This window comes from Glaesserella parasuis (assembly GCF_002015085.1).
Lineage (GTDB): Bacteria > Pseudomonadota > Gammaproteobacteria > Enterobacterales > Pasteurellaceae > Glaesserella > Glaesserella parasuis.
This window is the reverse complement of the sequence record NZ_MUXW01000059.1, coordinates 1-17761: the sequence shown is the minus strand read 5'-3', so window position 1 is coordinate 17761 and position 17761 is coordinate 1. Positions and strand designations below refer to the sequence as shown.

Here is a 17761-nt window from a genome sequence, read left to right as displayed (position 1 = left end):
ACCTCATTAAACGCTTGTGGCTCAATGCGTTTTATTACACGAGCGATAGTATCATCTACAGGAATGCCACACTCAAAAGGACGATATTTTCGCAACCAATCCAAATGTAATTCGCCAAAAAGTTTGATTTCAGTCCAACTATTTGCCCCCGAAATCACGGCACTGACGACGAGAAAAACGATGTCTAAAAAGTGGTGTTTTTGATTATAGGCTCGTGGGTCGGATAAATTTTCAAAAAAACGAAAAACGCTCATTTTACAACCTGATTTGATACGGATAATTAAGGTGTATTAGATCATAAATTTGAGAAAGATGCGATCTTGCCCTGTGAGATTGGGTGTTTTGCAAAGGTTTTGTGTTGATATTTTAGGTTAATCTATTTATACTGTAAAAAGACATTTAAGTCGGGGTGCTGCCAAAAGCGGCTGAGAAATACCCGTGAACCTGATACAGTTAATACTGGCGTAGGAAACTTATGAATATCATCTTATCTATCTCTTTGATGCACACGCAAGCTGCCTGAATATCAGGTAGCTTGCGTGTGTTTTTATTTTCTGATTGTTTCTTATCTTGTTTAACTTTGTCATCAAAATCAACGGTATCTTCTCACATTTTCAGGCAGCCTGAACATAAACTTTCGCAGGAGAATATTTTTGATGAATCCAAAAATCATTTTTTTAGATGCTGTTCGTGAACATAATCCATTAATTCACAATATTACCAATTTGGTTTCAGCGCATTTTACTGCTAATGGCTTATTAGCATTGGGTGCCTCGCCCATGATGGCAGAAAGTCCTGATGAAATGGCAGAATTGGCTACCATCAGTAGTGCGGTGGTACTGAATTTAGGGACACCGTCTGACGAAAAAGTCTCGGCTATGTTGGCAGCGGGTATGGCAGCAAATCAAGCTGGCGTGCCTGTGGTGCTTGACCCTGTGGCTGTTGGTGCAAGCCATTTGCGTCAAAAAACAGTTGCGACATTAACCCAAAATATTCAATTTGCCGCTATTCGTGGTAATGCTGGCGAATTGGCATATTTGGCTGATGTTCAATGGGCTAGCAAAGGGGTAGATGCGGGGCAAGGTTCGGGGAATTTAGCTGAAATCGCTCAAAAAGTCGCTCAAAAATTTAACACCATCGCTGTTTTGAGTGGTGAACATGATTTTGTTGCCAATCATGACCGTGTGATGAAACTGTCTAATGGTGTGGCATTGTTTCCCAAAGTAACGGCTACGGGGTGTTTATTGAGTGCAATTGTGGGTGCTTTTTTGGCGGTTGCGCCGCGTGAATTGGCTTTTCAGGCAGCCTGCGAAGCGTGTACGGTGTATGCCATCGCTGGCGAATTGGCAGCCGTAGGTTTACAAGCCACGCAGTCAGGCACATTTGCAGTGCGTTTATTAGACGCATTAGCAGCGATTGATGCCACTCAAACCGAACAGTTAATGAAAGCAGAATGGATTATCTAGGAGAAAAACCATGACTATACCCCAAGTTTTAACCATTGCAGGCTCGGATAGTGGCGGTGGCGCAGGTATTCAAGCAGATTTAAAAACCTTTCAAATACGCGGTGCATTTGGTACTAGCGTGGTAACAGCAGTTACCGCTCAAAATACATTGGGCGTACATCATATTCACATGATTTCATTGGATAATATTGCAGCGCAAATTGAAGCAGTGGCAACGGATTTCACCATTTCGGCATATAAAATTGGGATGCTGGGTACTGCAGATGTGATTGAATGCGTGGCAAATTCAATTAAAAAACATCATTTAGGCACATTGGTATTAGACCCTGTGATGATTGCCAAAGGCGGAGAATTATTATTGCAAAATCATGCTATTGAAGCCTTAAAACGCGAATTGTTACCTTTAGCGGATATCATTACCCCCAATTTGCCCGAAGTTACTGCATTAACAGGGGTTCAGGTAAACAATGATATTGATGCCCAATATGCTGCGCAATTATTGCGTGATATGGGCGTGAAAACAGTCGTCATTAAAGGCGGACATTTAGACAATTCCAACAGCGCGGTGTGCCGAGATTGGGTCTTTTCAGGCAATGAAATGCACATATTGGATACACCTAGATTTGCCACACCTCATACACATGGCACCGGTTGCACATTTTCAGCCTGTATTGCAGCAGAATTGGCAAAAGGTATAGATACATTATCAGCCATTCGCATTGCCAAGCAAGCCATCAGTGCTGCCATCTCGCAACCGATTGGTGTGGGCAAAGGTTGTGGCGCGGTTAATCATTGGGCAATGTCGGCTAATTAAGGAAATCAAATGTTTCAACGAGAATTATTATCTGTTTATTTCGTGGCGGGTACGCAAGATTGTTTGCATTTATCAACGGAAACGCCTGAACAAAAATTATTGTCCACATTGGAAACGGCTTTGCAAGCAGGCATAACCTGTTATCAATTTCGTGAAAAAGGCGAATCGGCATTGCAAGATAAACAGGCACAATGGCAGTTAGCACGTGATTGCCAAGCATTGTGTCGGCAATATGGCGTACCGTTTGTGCTGAATAATGATGTGGAAATGGCAGTAAAATTGGGAGCTGATGGTGTCCATATTGGACAAAAAGATATGGCAGCCATCCAAGCCATTCAATTAACGCAAGGCAAGTTATTTTTAGGGATTTCCAATAGTAGCTTGCATGATTTGCAAAATAGTTTCAGGCTGCCTGAAATTGATTATTGGGCGGTAGGTGCGATTTTCAATACTCAATCTAAACTGGATGCCATGCAAAACGTGGGAATTGATTTGATTCGTCAAGCCAAACAGCTCAATCCCAATCAACCATTGGTCGCGATTGGCGGTATTTCGGTTGATAATGTTGCGAGCATTTGGGCAGCAGGTGCTGATGGTGTGGCAGTGATTTCAGCCATTACACAAGCCGATAATGTGATGCAAACGGTGCAGAAATTAAAGACAACATATTGATGATGTTAGGGGCTGATGACAATATTAGCCCCGCTCATTCAGCGAGAATTACATTATCATTTGCTAAAAAGTGAAATGGCGGACAGACTTTACCAAATGGTTGCGGTGGGTGGCAATGTCGCCAAAATTGCCCAAGCAATTGCTTTTTTAAAGGCAAATTTCAGGCAAACCTTGACCATAGATTAGTGTTTCAGGCTATCTGAAAAGAAATGAAAAATTTGCAGATTTTTTGCAAAATTCGACCGCTTGTAGATAAGAAAGCCGTCTGAAAGTTTGTCAGACGGCATTATTTTAGTCCAAATATCGCTCCAACTCTCTTTCCAGTTCCTCCCTATTCGGCAAATAAAGCTGATATTTGCTGACAAAAAGCTGGTTGTCGATACTATCCAACGCATATTCCACCAACAGCTTATCTTTATATGCACCCAACACAATGCCAATCGGCTCGTTGTCGCCGTCCACGTTTTCTTCTTTGCGAAAATAATTGAGATACATATTCATCTGCCCAATGTCTTGATGATTGACTTCGCCACGCTTTAAATCAATCAACACAAAGCATTTCAAAATGCGGTGGTAAAACACCAAATCCACATAAAAATGTTTGCCGCCAAGAGAAATGCGGTATTGCCGCCCGATAAAGGCAAAACCTTTGCCGAGTTCCAGCAGAAAATGTTGCAGATTGGAAATCAGCTGCTCTTCCAGCTCATTTTCCTGCATTTGATGGGCTTGCGGAATATTGAGGAATTCCAGCACCACAGGGTCTCGCAAAATATCTTGTGGACGTGCAATTTCCTGCCCACGCTCCGCCAATGCCAACACGCCCTCTTTGTCTTTACTTAACGCCAAGCGGTGGAACAGCATCGATTTCATCTGCCGTTTTAGTTCTCGCACGCTCCAATTTTCTTTTTCTGTCTGTTTGGTGTAAAAGCCAATCGCCAGCGGATTATCTTCTTTGATAATCTCAACATAGTGGCTCCAACTTAGTGTAAACACAGGTATTGCGAATTGTTCAGACACTGTCTGAACAATTTGAAATTTGAGATAAAACTGTCGGAATAAAGCGATATTCGTACGGCTAAACCCTTTGCCGTGAATTTTGGTTAAATCCTTAGAAAGGCGGTTCAACAAATCCGAACCATACTCCGCCTTATCTTGCCCATTCTGTTCAAATTCCACAATATGACGACCGATCAGCCAATAAGTCTGCACCAAAATGGTATTGGCAGTTTGGGCAACCTGCTAACGCCCACGGTTAAGCAGCGTACCAATGTCGGTAATCAGGCTTTGATAATTCTGCGTACTGATATTGTTCATCTTTAAGTTCCACTGTGTGGTTTTTCAGTTATTCAATCATAAACGACAACCAGTATCAATACTGGATAAAGGCTTTATTGGTACTTTGGAAGTAAGCTCAAAAAATAAAAATGCCGTCTGAAAGTTGATTTCAGACGGCATTATGTTTTAATCCCAGTGAAAGATGATTTTCAAACCAACTGCATCGGCAAAATTTTGAATGGATTTGCGAAGATCTTTCATTGATAGATTATGATAAAGATAAATATTTCTGGTTAATTCGGTGGTATATTTCATTCCATTCGGGCGGAAGCTAGGCTCATTACCAATACAGTGGTTACCGCTTGGTTTTCCATTTAAACAAAACTCTTCCACTAATTTTCGGTAACGGCTATTTTTTAATAAAAACAAAAAGAATTGTTTTTGATTATCTCGATAACTTTTTCCTGAAATTTTATGACCTTCTAATTCAATAAAATACTGTCCTGTGCTATTTTCTTCATCGGTAATAGTGGTTTCAAAAATATTAATATGTGCCACTTCGTCCATAATTTCTTGAGCTAAATTCCAAATGTTATCGGCTTTAATTTTACTTGTTTTCTCAATATAAGAACGATTGCCCACGGTATTATTATCTAATTGAAGTTCCGTTTTTTTTAAATTCTTCAATCAATCTCTTTTCAAGATAATCCGTTTGGGATTTATCTAAATGCCCATCTTCTCGCCCAAAGAAAATAATTTGGTTCCACCAAGATTTATTTTCATCAAGATGATGAGCGGCTAAGCGTTCATAAATTTTATTACTTGCTTGCCCAACATAACGCTGATTTTCGCCTAATAAAATATAAATTCCGGCTTTATTTGCCTCTTCCAAATATTTTAATGCTTTTAAATCTGTGCGATCGGCAATCACTAAAAATGCAGGTTCTTTGGTATAAACCGTAATATTATCTTTTGATCGGTCGCTGATAATGACTGTGTGCGTAACCATAAATTATCCTATTTTTATATTTTTAAAATTATTTATTGTAAATACTGCTATTTTCTCTTTTCAGATTTGTACTGATCTGTCTTAATGCCCAAACACCTTCAAAATGGGCTTTGCGAGGGTAGATCTATTGCGATAATAACTGTTAATCGTTTGTTACTAATGAACAAAAGTATTTGATACTAATGGAAACTATTTTATGCTAAAAATAGAGAGAACGGCAAAGTGTTTGTTAGTGTCGGACAGGAATGTTTGATACTAAGGCTTGTGGATGTTTTGTGCTTGTCAAATATACTATTTTGTACCTAGCACGCAAAATGCGTACTAGGTTACGCATAGTTGAATGGCTTTGCCACTCTAATTCTCAGCCCCAAAGGGGCTGAATTATGCGTAACCCAGTACGGCTCTGCCGTGCTGGGTGTCAAGCATTGCATGTTCAGTGCTAAGGGAGGTTGATTTTTCAAATCACCCCATCAATTCATCAACTAATTCCTGCACGCTTTTCACACGGTCAATCGCAGAAATACCATTGCCCACCGACACATAGCCATGCTCAAAATCCCCTTCCAGCATACCCAAACGCATACCTGTCCCCGCATTCATCACTTTGGCAATATCGGCACGAGTTGCCCCACTTTCGCTCATTTCAAAGCATTTTTTGGCAACTTCAGTTGGCAAAGAGCGGTAATAATACGGCTCGGTGCGGAACAATAACAAATCATTGGCAGTTGATTGAACAATCCAATCTTTCACTTTTTGACTGGCTCGGCACTCGTGCGTCGCGATAAATGCCGTCCCCACCCACACGCCTTCTGCACCAAGCATAAACGCGGTCTGAACCGCTTTTTTATCGGCAATGCCACCAGCAAGCATCATCGGCAAATCCACCTTGCCGACAAATTCCGCCAATATATTAAAACTGCCAATTTCTTTCATTGGCAAGGTTCCGCCTTCGTCAAAACCCGTCAATACCGAAATATCCGCACCTAACTTTTGAGCTTTTAAAGCGTCTGGTAAATTCGGATTACCCAGACGACAAATGATTTTAATGCCTGCCTGTTTGAGTTTGGCGTAAATCGCTTCGTCCAACCAACCATTATCCAGCACCACAGGCACTTGCTCTTCAATCAGCAAATCCACCATCAGCGGAATCAGCGAAAAATCATAAGACAAAATAAATGGCACGCCAAATGGCTTATCCGTCAAGGCTTTGACTTTACGAATTTCGGTACGCATACGGTCTAATACGTCTTGATTGGACGTTGGGTTGGTGGTTTGTCCAGCTTGTGGAGCTAAAAAGCCCAATCCGCCAGCGTTGGCAACACTCGCTACCAAATGAGCATCCGTCAGCCACGACATTGGAGCTTGGACGATGGGGTATTTGATATTTAAAATTTGGGTAATGCGATTGTTTTGCATAATATTTTCTCTGATTTAAAAAATGGAATAAGCGTATTTTAGATTATTGAAATTGAGAAAAGAATAGCAAATTTTGGGAAGTTGATTTTCAAATTTGGAAATTATGTTTTGACAGTCTAAAAATATCTATCCTGAAACTTTCCTTTTGAAAAATGTTTTTAATAACCTTATTTTCATTTGAAAAAATGATATTTAACCTCAATCTTTCCTTTGAAAAAGTGTAAACCCTGCTGTAAAATAGCCTGAAATTGATAAAAAACAACCTATTTATGCAACGAAAAATCCTTCAATCCCTACCAAACTGGAAACAAAATCCCAACCGTAAGCCTTTGATTATTCAAGGAGCTAGGCAAGTTGGCAAAACTTGGGCGATGAAACACTTCGGTGAGCAATCGTTTGAGCAAGTTGCCTATATCAACTTTGATAATAACCCTAGAATGAAAACGCTATTTTCAGGCGATTACGACATCAATCGCTTGATTTTAGGTTTAAAAATTGAAAGTGGTGTGGATATTAAAGCCCACAATACGCTGATTATTTTTGATGAAGTGCAAGAAGTGCCACAAGCCTTGTCATCACTGAAATATTTTTATGAAAACGCCCCCGAGTTTTATATTGTGTCGGCGGAGTCGTTGTTGGGCGTGTCTTTACATCATCAGGTGTCTTTTCCCGTGGGTAAGGTGGATTTTTTACCGCTTTATCCTATGGATTTTCATGAATTTTTACTGGCAGTGGGCAAACAAGATTTAGTGGAATTATTAAATCTAAAAGATTGGTCGCTGATTTCGGCAATGAAAAGCAGTTATATTGAGCTACTTCGTCAATATTATTTTGTCGGCGGCATGCCGGAAGCGGTGAAAGTTTTTATAGAAACACAAAATTTTGATGCCGTTCGCCAAGTGCACAAAAACTTATTGATGGCGTACGAGCAGGATTTTTCTAAACATATTCGTGATGGGCAAACAGTGCAAAAAGTGCGGTCAATTTGGCATTCCATTCCCGAACAACTTGCCAAAGAAAATAAGAAATTCATCTATGCCAATTTACAAAAAGGGGCAAGAAGCAAAGACTATGGAATTGCTTTGCAATGGCTAAAAGACAGCGGTTTGGTGCATAGCGTCCCACGCATTAAAAAACCGCATTTGCCTTTATCCGCTTATCAAGACAATGCGTTTAAATTGTATGGTTTGGATATTGGTTTGTTGTCGGCTCAAAGTCATTTGGACGCCAGTGTATTGCTAGATGGCAGTCGTATTTTTAGTGAATTTAAAGGCGCATTGACCGAACAATATGTTTTGCAACAACTGATTGCCAATCAAGATAACCCTGTATTTTATTGGGCAACGGAAAAAGGCACGGCAGAAGTGGATTTTGTTGTGCAACAAAAACAAGCGGTCATTCCCATTGAAGTGAAAGCCGAAGAGAATTTAAAAGCCAAAAGTTTGAAAGTCTATGTGGAGCAATTCCAGCCTGAATACGCTTTTCGTTTTTCAATGGCAGATTATCGGGAACAGGATTGGTTGGTGAATGTGCCGTTGTATGGGATTGAATCTATAGCAAACAACATTTTTTAAGGAAATAATTATGATTGACAACGCTTTCATTGAATCAGCTTCAAATATTTTGGGTGATACAGCTAATGGATTGAGAGGAAATGAAATATGCACACATTTCTCAAAATATGCTATGACTTTTAAGGTTAGTATTCCATATCCACATTATCCTGATAAAAATTTCCCTAGCAAAAAAATTGCATTAAGAGACAATTTGAAGTCTTTTACTCCTGAACAACAATTTTTTATTATAAAAGAATTATGTAACTTACCAATGTTTAATCAAAATAATGATGTTAAAGATTTGTTAATGAAGTTAATTTCTACATATCCAGAATATTCTAATGGAGTTAATGAATTAGATGAAATTATTACAAAAACAAAAGAATGGTTGGATGATTATCCACAAACCAAGAAACATTATGAAAGTGCATTATTGAAGAAATCTAATCAGGTTTTCACAAGAAATCTACTAGATGATTTAAGATGTGCGTTAGAGTCATTAGTGCAGAATATTTTGAACAATGAAAAATCCCTAGAAAACCAAAAAAGTGATTTGGGAGCTTTTTTTAAGAACAAACAAATATCACAATACATAAGTAATTTTTACACAGATAAAGTAATCAAGTTTTTTACGGATTACCAAAACAATCATGTCAAACATCAAGATAGTTATAAAGAAAAAGAAATTGATTTTATATTTGAACAAACCACTGTCTTAATGAGATTTTTAATTCAATTACACCAAGAATAATTAATATAATTTGGATGTGATGTGTTCTCTTTACATATTTCCAAAAATGAAAACCCTATGAACCTAAACGCCCTATCCCTATTCGTCTCTGTCGTCCAAGACGGAAGTCTCTCCAAAGCATCAGAACGGCTGAATGTGCCGATTGCCACCATTAGCCGTCAAATCACAGAATTGGAAAAATCGCTCAATATTCAACTCTTTGACCGAAAAAAATCAGGCGTTAAACCGACAATGGCAGGGCAAAAGCTTTATGAGCAAGTGTATCAAAACATCGATAATTTATTGCAAGTAGAAAAAGCATTCTCTGAACATCAAGAAATTAGCGGAACATTACGCATTTCCACCTTTACAGGATTGGAAGAAGTTTGGGCGTGGCTCGATGAATTTGGCGCGAAATATCCCAAAGTGAGCATTCATTGCCAAGTAACCGACCGAGTATTGGATTTGGTGGAAGATAATATTGATTTTGCGTTTCGGACAGGGGATTTGCATACCGATAATGCAGTGGCACGTTTGGTGCTGACGGCAAAAGCCAAATGCGTGGCACATCCGCATTTATTGGCACAATACGGCACACCGATGACACCTGATGATTTGGTGCGTTTTCCTTGTGTCGGTTTTGCCAAAGCCGAGCAAAAAGAGTTGATAATTTCATTAGAAAATAAGGTATTGAAATTGCCTTATGTGTTTGCGTCCAACGATGTGTATGCTATCGCTTATTTAATTCAACAAGGGCGTGGCGTGGGGAATTTACCTGAAACGATTGCCAATCGCTTGATTAATGAATATGGCTTGGTGGAAGTGTTGCACGATTACCCAATGCGGACTTATCCTGTGCATTTGTTGTATTTGAAACATCGTTATCCGTCTTCGGTGATGCGTGCGTTTTTGGATTTTGTGATGGGGAAAGTGGGGGTTGTGGCAGGTTAAAAACAAGCGGTGGAATTTTGAAAGAAATTTGTAAAATCCCCTCAAAATCCCACCGCTCTTTTACAGTCCTTTCAGATAACTGTCTAACGATTGAACGTCCCCATATAACAACTGGCTTGGCACAATATGCAACCGTTCGTCTTTTTCCACAATCAACTGCGGTACGCCTTGCACGCTACAATGGTTGGCGAGTTGTTGCCCGAATTGAAGACGCTGCTCTAACGCTACTTTTGTCGATTGTTCGCTAAGCAACGGCACAGATTGGCTAAGATTGAGCTTATGCAACACCTGTTCAACCACTGCAAAATCAGCATTATCCAAACCGTCCACATAACGTGCCGTCTGCAACGCTGACAACACAGCAAGCTCTTTTTCAGGGGCAATTTGTTGCGCCGCCGTTAAAGCCAGCAAACTGTTTGCCGAATTAAACTCGCCCTGCCCTTGCAATACGTTTTCCAAATACGCCTGACTAAACGGCTGACCGGTCAATTTTTCAATTCGTTGGTCGTTACTCCACGCATAGCGAGCAAAATCTGCGTCCATCTTCCGACCGCTTTGATAAAACACCCCCGTTGGTGTGAGCGTAAGCGGATAGATTTCATTGAGTTTTTGCAATGTCGCTGACGCACCATAACACCAACCGCAAAGGGGATCGAATAAGTAGTAGATTTTCATTTTGTTTTCCTATTTTCTGCACCATAAAAATCATTGAAGTGTGGTGCATTTAAGTTGGCAATCTGCAATACTACAAACTTAACCTTGACTTAATTACCCTTTTACCCAATGTACAAATACACCAAACTCACCCAGCACCTTAAACATTTAATTGAAACAGGCGAGTTGAAACCGCACGAGAAATTGCCGTCTTTGCGAGATCAGACAGCATTCGGGGCTGAGTTTGATGATGGTATTAAACGCCTATCAAGAGTTAGAGGCTCAGGGGGTGATTTATTCGGTGCAAAAGAGCGGTTATTTTGTTGCACCTTTTTACCCGTCTTCTCGTCCGCACGCCAACAGTGAAATTAGGTTGAACAAACAAGTCGAGATTAATTCGTTGGTGTTTCGTTATCTGAAATCCATTACGGATATTGTGCCTGTGGGGTCGCCTTTTCCGAGCCACGATTATCTCAATCCGCCCAAATTGCTACAAATTCTAAGCCAGCTTAGCCGTGATAGAACGCAGATTGAGCCACAGCCTGTGTTGTCGGGCAATGTGGACTTGCGTAAATTAATCGCACAACGTTACCGCTTGCAAGGTGTTCCTACGCAAGCCGATGATATTGTGATTACGTCCGGCTGTTTAGACGCTTTGAACCTTTCGCTACAAGCCTTAACGCAACAGGGCGATTATATTTTATTACAGCAGACGGTATTTTATGGGGCGTGGCAGATTGCGGAAAAGTTAGGCTTAAATGTCGTCACCTTGCCCGACCACCCAAGCGGTTTTGTGGCGTTTGAGCAAGCCTTACAGCGTTATCCCATCAAGGTTTGTTGGTTTATGCTGAACTGCCATAATCCACTGGGGTTTACCGTCAGCCCCGAAATCAAACAGCAGATTGGGGAATTGTTAGCTCAATATCAAGTGCATTTAATTGAAGACGATGTGTATCAAGAGCTTTATTATCGGGGTGAAAAGCCCTTGCCGATGAAGGCGTTTGATGCACAAAACTGGGTGTTGCATTGTTCTTCTTTTTCTAAAATTTTAGGGGCAAACTTCCGTATCGGCTGGGTTCACGCAGGGCAATTTGCCGATAAAATCCAACATTTGCAACTGATGAGTACCATTTCTGCTAACGCTTTAATTCAACAAGCCTTGGTAGAATTTATCTCTAATCACCACTACGAGAAACATCTGCGACACCTTCGCCGTCATTTAGAAAAAAACAAAAAGCAGTGTTTGGATTACCTACGTCAGCACTTGCCTGCAAGTTGTCCTATCGAACACCACAGCAGCGGCTATTTCCTTTGGATACACCTGCCAGAACATTTGGATAGTATGCGGATTTATCAACAGTTTCTCGAAGAAAAAATCAGCGTTAGCCCAAGTGAGCTTTTTACCTTGCCTACTTCGCAGCATAAAGGGATTAGGGTTAATTGTTCTTATGCTTGGAACCAAGAGATCGAACAGGCGTTAGGGGTTTTGGTGAGGGTGTTAGCAAAATAGCGGTTACTTCATAGAAACTTTTTGCACCTGTTTCATTATGCCCGTGAATATTTGATCCCGTACATTTTCATCTATCTGTTTGGGTAGTGTTGTTGCTACGCTATCAATGGTTTCTTGCACTGTATCGCAAATTTGCTCTATCACTTGTTTCATATCACTTGAGCTAAATCCGACAAACTTAGCTGTGGCATAGAAATGTTCAGCGTAAATTTTATTCCAATGCCATTTTTTCCCTTTTTGTGTACTACGCAAGCTCATTGCCATTTGTAATTCACTGTGATGCCAACCTTTTCCGCCTAACATTGGATAAGCAGAAAGTACGTCATACACTGGGGATAAGTGATAACGCCCTTGTTTTTCAATGGCGAGAGAAAAGTTTTTAGCGTGTCCATCAATGGCAGCCAGTAGCCAAAACAGAAATTGAGTTTGCATAAATTGACGGCGATCGTTGGAATTACTGGAGTAGAGCAACTTATTCATCATATCCCCAATACCAATTCCACCATCGCTTTCATATTTTTGCGTTGGCGATAAGCCGAATGCCTGACAGAAATCTTCGTAAGGTAAACGTAAAAAATAACTGCCATCTTGACTAAGACGGCGATCAAAACGTTCAACAGCTAATGCCCGTATATCGTTCATTTCCAATAATTCAACGTTTGCGGAAGGGATATTGAAAGCAGAAAATAATCTCAAACAGACGAGTTCGTTATCTACACTTTTTGACAGATCAAGCAGGTGTTTAGGGGTACGAATTTCTCCCATAGGCAATTTGAAAATATGCGTTGTCGGGGTCAATCCGTGTGGTAATTTCCATTTGCCGTTATGCCAAAGCAGAGCTGTCTTTTCTTGTGCACCAGCAATAGAAATTCTGAAGTCCTGATTATTATCAATCATACCAAGTGGGGCATTGTATTGATAACTTTGTAGAATTTTCGTCATTTCACTTTCGTCTAATTCTGTGGCTTGAATTATTCGATGATTAGGAATTTGTTCATCTTCCCCTAAAAGAGTAATAGCACCCGCAGCATCGCGACCAATTTTAGCAAGTAAGTCAAAAGGTTGTTGTGTTTCAGCATTAAATCTTGTCGCAATTCTTGCTCGAATTTGAGGATTGTCGGGCAGTAAATTATCAAAGAAATTAATCACTTCTTTGCCTTGATATGTTGCTCTTTGCAGGGGCATAGAAAGGGAAATCGGGCGAGCTAATGGGGAATTTAGCCAACTTTCAGCATAGGTAAAATGGTGGGAACCCGATAAAGTGCGGTCAAAATACCCAACCATTTCGCCATTCATTAATACTCGTAATCGCATTACCATTCATCGTTCCCCTCTGTTTTTTCAGGACGAGGTTGGATATGTAGTTCATAGCCTAAACCTGAAAGTAATTTGAATAATGTTTCAATAGTGGCTTTATCGGTTTTTTTCTCAAAGGTGGAAATCGTGGCTTGTCTTAAAGCTACTTGATTTGCTATTTGCATTTGAGAAAGCTTTTTTTGCTTACGAATATCGCGTAGGCTATTTCCAAGCATATCTGGTGTCGTGATTAACATATTTCTTCCAAATTTATTTTATACTAAGTGAAGTATAATTTATGAAATATACGCTGTAAAGTATAACTATGATTTTTATACTTTATAGCGTATATAGATAATCTGAAATGATGTATAGAAGTGTTGGGTATTTATTCCAATAACTTTTTAATGATTCATCAACGAAAACTGCAAAAACTCGACAAAATGATCCGCCCAGTGCATTTCGTGGTGGATTTCATTTGCCATAATTTTTAGACGAATATTATCGAGAGGATGTCCCGTGCGGATTAGTGCTTGGTAATAATGCAGCGTACAGTCAATATAAGCCTGATTCATATTTGAAATAAAATGTGAATCCACTTCATCGCCTTCATGCGTTCCCACTTGAATAAACACTTTGCTTGAGCGGTTGAGTGGGTGTGTATGAATAAATTCCATAAAGGCAGGTTCACTAAACCACGAGGCAAGAGAAAATACGCCTAAATGCCCGAATACTTCAGGATATTCCGCTCCCATATAAGCAGTGATAATACCGCCCATTGAGCTACCTGCAAGTAGGGTATGATCACGATCACGTTTAGTTCGGTAATGTTGATCGATGAAAGGCTTAACCGTTTCAACCACCCAACGCCCGTACGCCATTCCATATCCTCCAGCATTTTGGGTTTCAGGGGTAGAGCCTGTGTCTGTTCGCCACGGACCATATTCATCAAGACGATCAGGGCCTGCATTGTCAATACCAACAATGATCATCTTTGGAAATTCTTTGTGATTTTTAATCGTCGGAATCACTTTCCAAGAATGTCCCGAATAAGACTCTTTGCTATAAAAAATATTTTGTCCGTCGTGCATATATAACACAGGATAATGCCCTGCTTCTTCACGATACCCTTTGGGTAAAAGCACACGGATTCGGCGTTGTTGGTTGAGATAAGGTACATTTAGATAATGCTCTCGCATTTCAAGGAAATAATATTGAAGAGGATCTCGCATTGTAAAACTTCTTGGATAAAACAGATAATCGGGTCAAGTATATCACAAATCATCTTTCCCCTAAAAATTTCCCTATCATTTGTAAAAATCCGTTAAAATCTCACCGCCTATCATTATTTAGAGAAAACCAATGTTAAACCAAGTTTCAAACAGTTTACTGTTACCTAGCGGACTTCAATTATCCGATCTGACGAAAGTGTTGGATCATTTTTCTAGCCGTCAAATCGACTATGCCGATCTCTATTTTCAATTTAGCCAAGATGAGAGTTGGTCGTTAGAAGATAGCATTATCAAAGAAGGCGGTTTTTATATCGACCGTGGTGTCGGTGTGCGTGCGGTGTCAGGGGAAAAAACAGGCTTTGCTTATGCCGATCAAATTTCGCTTAGCCAGCTTGAGCAATGTGCAATGGCTGCTCGTAGTATCACGCAAGAAAGCGGTCGGTTGTTGGTAAAACCTTTCAAAGAAACGACCGCTATCAAACGCTATGCCTCGATCAATCCCCTTGATACCTTAAGTCGTGAACAGAAAGTTGAACTATTACATTTAGTCGATAAAGTGGCGAGAGCCGAAGATCCTCGTGTAATTCAAGTGAACGCAAATCTGTCTGCCGTATATGAAGAAATGTTAGTGTCTGCAACGGACGGCACTTTAGCCGCGGATATTCGCCCGTTAGTACGTTTATCTATTTCGGTATTAGTAGAACAGAACGGTAAACGTGAGCGAGGCAGTGCAGGGGCTGGTGGACGCTTTGGCTTGGAATGGTTCTTAGCAACACACTATACAGGCGACAGTCGTGCCGTCTACCTTGCTAAAGAAGCAGTGCGACAAGCGGTTGTGAATTTAGGTGCGGTCGCTGCACCTGCTGGCTCAATGCCGATTGTGCTGGGTGCTGGCTGGCCAGGGATTTTACTGCACGAAGCGGTTGGACACGGTTTAGAAGGCGATTTTAATCGCAAAGAATCATCAATGTTCACAGGCAGAATCGGCGAACTTGTAACATCACCACTTTGTACCATTGTCGATGACGGTACTGTACCGAATATGCGAGGTTCGATTACCGTTGATGATGAAGGTGTGCCTTCACAACGTAATGTATTGATTGAAAACGGAATTTTAAAAGGCTATATGCAAGATAAACTCAACGCTCGTTTAATGGGCGTTGCCCCAACGGGTAATGGTCGCCGTGAATCTTATGCTCATTTACCAATGCCTCGTATGACCAATACCTATATGACAGAAGGCAATCACGAGTTCGACGAGATGATCGAGTCGGTGGAATTTGGTTTATACGCCCCTCACTTCAGTGGTGGACAAGTAGATATTACCTCAGGCAAATTTGTATTCTCTACGTCCGAAGCCTATTTAATCGAAAAAGGCAAAATCACCAAACCAGTCACAGGTGCAACCTTAATCGGCAGTGGTATCGAAGCAATGCAACAGGTGTCAATGGTTGGTAAAAAAATGGAACTGGATTTAGGTATCGGCACTTGCGGTAAAGAAGGGCAATCTGTACCTGTTGGCGTTGGGCAACCTACGGTGAAGTTGGATAAGATTACTGTGGGGGGAAGGGGGTAGATGTGCTTTATTTTTGCTTACTAGTTGAAATTATCACAGATTGAATTTATGGTATTTTTTTAGAATGATTCTAAAAATAGATGACAAGGTTATAGTGCAAAGTAATAACGTACTTGAAAATCCTTGTAACACTCAAAAAATAATAAGATTCACAAGAAATTTGTGAAAAGATCGTGGCAACACCAGCAGAAAATGTTAGAATTGCGCGATTTATAATTGAATATTCACTTTTGTAATAAATTTTAGGTTGTATATGGCTAAAGAAATTCAAAACATAACCCTGGATAAAGTAGAAAAGGGTGTCAAAAGTAAAGGTATAAATAATGTATTATGGGTATTTTCAATTTCATTATTAACAATAGCAGCTATTGGAAATACCTATTTTGCAGAATACTTTTCATTAATTGTTCGTATATTGCTGTTAGTTGTGCTATGTGTTGCTGCATTGGGTATTGCTGCAATGACTAACCAAGGTCAGCAATCAATTGATTTTATCAAAGATTCGCGCCAAGAATTACGTAAAATTATTTGGCCAAATCGCCAAGAAACGACGCAAACAACTTTAATGGTTGTCGCAATGTGCGTTGTAGTGGCATTAGCATTATGGGGTATCGACTCTATTATTGTGTTAATTATTGATTTCCTAACAAATTTGAGATTCTAATATGAGCGAGATTGAAATAGTCGAACAAGAAAAAGATACAAGCAAAATGCGTTGGTTTGTATTACAAGCATTTTCGGGCTTTGAAGCCCGTGTTGCAATGACTCTTCGTGAGTATATTAAATTGCATAATATGCAAGACCAATTTGGTGAGGTGCTCGTTCCCACAGAAGAGGTGGTTGAGAATGTTGGTGGACGCCGTCGTAAAACAGAACGCAAATTTTTCCCAGGTTATGTGTTAGTTCAAATGGAAATGAATGATGATACGTGGCATCTGGTAAAAAGCGTGCCGCGTGTAATGGGCTTTATCGGAGGTACTGCGGATAAGCCTGCACCAATTTCTCAGCGTGAAGCAGAGCGTATCCTTAACCGTGTTCAAGAAACGGCGGATAAACCACGTCACAGAACAGAGTTCCACCCAGGTGAAGAAGTTCGTGTTAAAGAAGGTCCTTTTTCAGATTTTACAGGCACTGTGGAAGAGGTGGATTATGAAAAAGGTCGTGTCAAAGTGTCCGTTTCCATTTTTGGTCGAGCAACGCCTGTTGAACTTGAATTTAATCAGGTAGAGAAGCAAAATACTTAATAAATATTATTGCAATAAGTAAAGGAAGCCTATCGATTTTTGAGCCTCTCCCACAATTTGTGTAAATACCTGTTTCTGAGATAATACATTCAGACACAGGTATTTTATTATGAACGAAAAACAACTTCACGCCTTGGCAGCGGAATTTGCCAAAAACCTAAAAACACCAGAAGACCTCAATCAATTTTCACGGATGCTCAAGAAAATCACCGTCGAGGCTGCGTTAAATGGTGAACTGACCGACCATCTTGGTTATGAAAAACATCAGCCTAGAAAAGGTAAAAATGCACATAACGGTTACACATCTAAGACCGTCATTTGTGATGAAGGTGAGATAGAAATTGAGACGCCTCATGACCG

The 17761-nt window shown here is 40.3% G+C and carries 18 protein-coding genes, 2 pseudogenes and 1 riboswitch; of the genes and pseudogenes, 12 read left to right on the top strand and 8 right to left on the bottom strand.

All coding sequences use genetic code 11. The annotated features are described in order from the left end of the window. Positions 1-254 (bottom strand): ISAs1 family transposase (locus B0183_RS11245; protein ID WP_010786630.1); only part of this gene is annotated, 254 nt, incomplete at its 3' end. Positions 255-395: 141 nt separating this feature from the next. Next, positions 396-488: riboswitch (TPP riboswitch) on the top strand. A 168-nt stretch (positions 489-656) separates the two neighbouring features. Here B0183_RS11245 and thiM point away from each other — a divergent pair. From thiM to B0183_RS12390, 4 genes are read left to right on the top strand one after another with little or no spacing between them, the layout of a single operon-like run. After that, on the top strand, positions 657-1466 hold the full coding sequence (gene thiM, locus B0183_RS11240) for a hydroxyethylthiazole kinase (protein ID WP_010787317.1): 810 nt from the start codon (positions 657-659) through the stop codon (positions 1464-1466). Between the two features lie 10 nt (positions 1467-1476). Continuing rightward, positions 1477-2280 (top strand): bifunctional hydroxymethylpyrimidine kinase/phosphomethylpyrimidine kinase, encoded by an 804-nt coding sequence (gene thiD, locus B0183_RS11235; protein ID WP_078208812.1) that lies wholly within the window; start codon positions 1477-1479, stop codon positions 2278-2280. A gap of 9 nt (positions 2281-2289) precedes the next feature. Then, on the top strand, positions 2290-2952 hold the full coding sequence (thiE, locus tag B0183_RS11230) for a thiamine phosphate synthase (RefSeq protein WP_078208811.1): 663 nt from the start codon (positions 2290-2292) through the stop codon (positions 2950-2952). 15 nt (positions 2953-2967) lie between these two features. Further along, a complete protein-coding gene (locus B0183_RS12390; RefSeq protein ID WP_021117738.1) occupies positions 2968-3138 on the top strand; it encodes a putative HTH-type transcriptional regulator domain protein in 171 nt (56 codons plus the stop codon). 105 nt (positions 3139-3243) lie between these two features. Here B0183_RS12390 and B0183_RS13125 read toward each other — a convergent pair. The 3 genes and pseudogenes from B0183_RS13125 to B0183_RS11215 form a co-directional block, all read right to left on the bottom strand. After that, positions 3244-4179, bottom strand: a pseudogene (locus B0183_RS13125) (PDDEXK nuclease domain-containing protein); the annotation flags it as partial. 234 nt (positions 4180-4413) lie between these two features. Next, positions 4414-5236: pseudogene (locus B0183_RS13055) on the bottom strand (GIY-YIG nuclease family protein). 462 nt (positions 5237-5698) lie between these two features. Then, positions 5699-6652 carry an NAD(P)H-dependent flavin oxidoreductase gene (locus B0183_RS11215; protein WP_078208810.1) on the bottom strand — a complete coding sequence of 318 codons (954 nt, stop codon included), beginning with the start codon at positions 6650-6652 and terminating at the stop codon, positions 5699-5701. 269 nt (positions 6653-6921) lie between these two features. Here B0183_RS11215 and B0183_RS11210 point away from each other — a divergent pair, with 269 nt between their 5' ends. From B0183_RS11210 to B0183_RS11200, 3 genes are read left to right on the top strand one after another with little or no spacing between them, the layout of a single operon-like run. Beyond that, complete coding sequence (locus B0183_RS11210; RefSeq protein WP_078208809.1) at positions 6922-8226, top strand: ATP-binding protein; 1305 nt, start codon at positions 6922-6924, stop codon at positions 8224-8226. Between the two features lie 10 nt (positions 8227-8236). Then, a complete protein-coding gene (locus B0183_RS11205; protein WP_078208808.1) occupies positions 8237-8959 on the top strand; it encodes a hypothetical protein in 723 nt (240 codons plus the stop codon). 57 nt (positions 8960-9016) lie between these two features. After that, complete coding sequence (locus tag B0183_RS11200) at positions 9017-9889, top strand: LysR family transcriptional regulator (protein WP_078208807.1); 873 nt, start codon at positions 9017-9019, stop codon at positions 9887-9889. A gap of 60 nt (positions 9890-9949) precedes the next feature. Here B0183_RS11200 and B0183_RS11195 read toward each other — a convergent pair whose 3' ends face one another. Then, positions 9950-10564, bottom strand: a complete 615-nt coding sequence (locus B0183_RS11195) for a DsbA family protein (RefSeq protein ID WP_078208806.1) — start codon at positions 10562-10564, stop codon at positions 9950-9952. Between the two features lie 226 nt (positions 10565-10790). Here B0183_RS11195 and B0183_RS11190 point away from each other — a divergent pair, with 226 nt between their 5' ends. Beyond that, positions 10791-12053, top strand: coding sequence for an aminotransferase-like domain-containing protein (locus B0183_RS11190; protein WP_234802063.1), 1263 nt, complete (start codon positions 10791-10793; stop codon positions 12051-12053). Positions 12054-12056: 3 nt separating this feature from the next. On the opposite strand, the gene B0183_RS11185 is transcribed toward B0183_RS11190, so the two are convergent. The 3 genes from B0183_RS11185 to B0183_RS11175 all read right to left on the bottom strand — a co-directional run bounded on the left by B0183_RS11185 (position 12057) and on the right by B0183_RS11175 (position 14581). Next, positions 12057-13373, bottom strand: coding sequence for a type II toxin-antitoxin system HipA family toxin (locus tag B0183_RS11185; protein ID WP_044009327.1), 1317 nt, complete (start codon positions 13371-13373; stop codon positions 12057-12059). Then, complete coding sequence (locus B0183_RS11180; RefSeq protein ID WP_010786623.1) at positions 13367-13606, bottom strand: helix-turn-helix domain-containing protein; 240 nt, start codon at positions 13604-13606, stop codon at positions 13367-13369. The genes B0183_RS11185 and B0183_RS11180 overlap by 7 nt, the downstream gene beginning before the upstream one ends. Before the next feature lie 147 nt (positions 13607-13753). Continuing rightward, the gene (locus B0183_RS11175) at positions 13754-14581 is read right to left on the bottom strand and encodes an alpha/beta hydrolase (protein WP_078208805.1); all 828 of its coding nucleotides are present in this window, start codon (positions 14579-14581) and stop codon (positions 13754-13756) included. A 130-nt stretch (positions 14582-14711) separates the two neighbouring features. On the opposite strand from B0183_RS11175, the gene tldD reads away from it, so the two are divergent. From tldD to B0183_RS11155, 4 genes are all read left to right on the top strand, one after another. Further along, complete coding sequence (gene tldD / locus B0183_RS11170) at positions 14712-16157, top strand: metalloprotease TldD (RefSeq protein WP_021116416.1); 1446 nt, start codon at positions 14712-14714, stop codon at positions 16155-16157. A gap of 253 nt (positions 16158-16410) precedes the next feature. Next, the gene (gene secE, locus B0183_RS11165) at positions 16411-16821 is read left to right on the top strand and encodes a preprotein translocase subunit SecE (RefSeq protein WP_020457617.1); all 411 of its coding nucleotides are present in this window, start codon (positions 16411-16413) and stop codon (positions 16819-16821) included. Between the two features lies 1 nt (position 16822). Continuing rightward, the gene (gene nusG, locus B0183_RS11160) at positions 16823-17401 is read left to right on the top strand and encodes a transcription termination/antitermination protein NusG (RefSeq protein WP_020457616.1); all 579 of its coding nucleotides are present in this window, start codon (positions 16823-16825) and stop codon (positions 17399-17401) included. A 109-nt stretch (positions 17402-17510) separates the two neighbouring features. Next, positions 17511-17761, top strand: a 251-nt coding sequence (locus B0183_RS11155) for a transposase (RefSeq protein ID WP_131826777.1), incomplete at its 3' end; no start/stop codon positions are given.

Bases quoted from the DNA above. Each gene is read 5' to 3' on its own strand.
- thiM (WP_010787317.1), top strand. From the start codon at position 657: ATGAATCCAAAAATCATTTTTTTAGATGCTGTTCGTGAACATAATCCA.
- thiD (WP_078208812.1), top strand. From the start codon at position 1,477: ATGACTATACCCCAAGTTTTAACCATTGCAGGCTCGGATAGTGGCGGT.
- thiE (WP_078208811.1), top strand. From the start codon at position 2,290: ATGTTTCAACGAGAATTATTATCTGTTTATTTCGTGGCGGGTACGCAA.
- B0183_RS12390 (WP_021117738.1), top strand. From the start codon at position 2,968: ATGACAATATTAGCCCCGCTCATTCAGCGAGAATTACATTATCATTTG.
- B0183_RS11215 (WP_078208810.1), bottom strand. From the start codon at position 6,652: ATGCAAAACAATCGCATTACCCAAATTTTAAATATCAAATACCCCATC.
- B0183_RS11210 (WP_078208809.1), top strand. From the start codon at position 6,922: ATGCAACGAAAAATCCTTCAATCCCTACCAAACTGGAAACAAAATCCC.
- B0183_RS11205 (WP_078208808.1), top strand. From the start codon at position 8,237: ATGATTGACAACGCTTTCATTGAATCAGCTTCAAATATTTTGGGTGAT.
- B0183_RS11200 (WP_078208807.1), top strand. From the start codon at position 9,017: ATGAACCTAAACGCCCTATCCCTATTCGTCTCTGTCGTCCAAGACGGA.
- B0183_RS11195 (WP_078208806.1), bottom strand. From the start codon at position 10,564: ATGAAAATCTACTACTTATTCGATCCCCTTTGCGGTTGGTGTTATGGT.
- B0183_RS11190 (WP_234802063.1), top strand. From the start codon at position 10,791: ATGATGGTATTAAACGCCTATCAAGAGTTAGAGGCTCAGGGGGTGATT.
- B0183_RS11185 (WP_044009327.1), bottom strand. From the start codon at position 13,373: ATGGTAATGCGATTACGAGTATTAATGAATGGCGAAATGGTTGGGTAT.
- B0183_RS11180 (WP_010786623.1), bottom strand. From the start codon at position 13,606: ATGTTAATCACGACACCAGATATGCTTGGAAATAGCCTACGCGATATT.
- B0183_RS11175 (WP_078208805.1), bottom strand. From the start codon at position 14,581: ATGCGAGATCCTCTTCAATATTATTTCCTTGAAATGCGAGAGCATTAT.
- tldD (WP_021116416.1), top strand. From the start codon at position 14,712: ATGTTAAACCAAGTTTCAAACAGTTTACTGTTACCTAGCGGACTTCAA.
- secE (WP_020457617.1), top strand. From the start codon at position 16,411: ATGGCTAAAGAAATTCAAAACATAACCCTGGATAAAGTAGAAAAGGGT.
- nusG (WP_020457616.1), top strand. From the start codon at position 16,823: ATGAGCGAGATTGAAATAGTCGAACAAGAAAAAGATACAAGCAAAATG.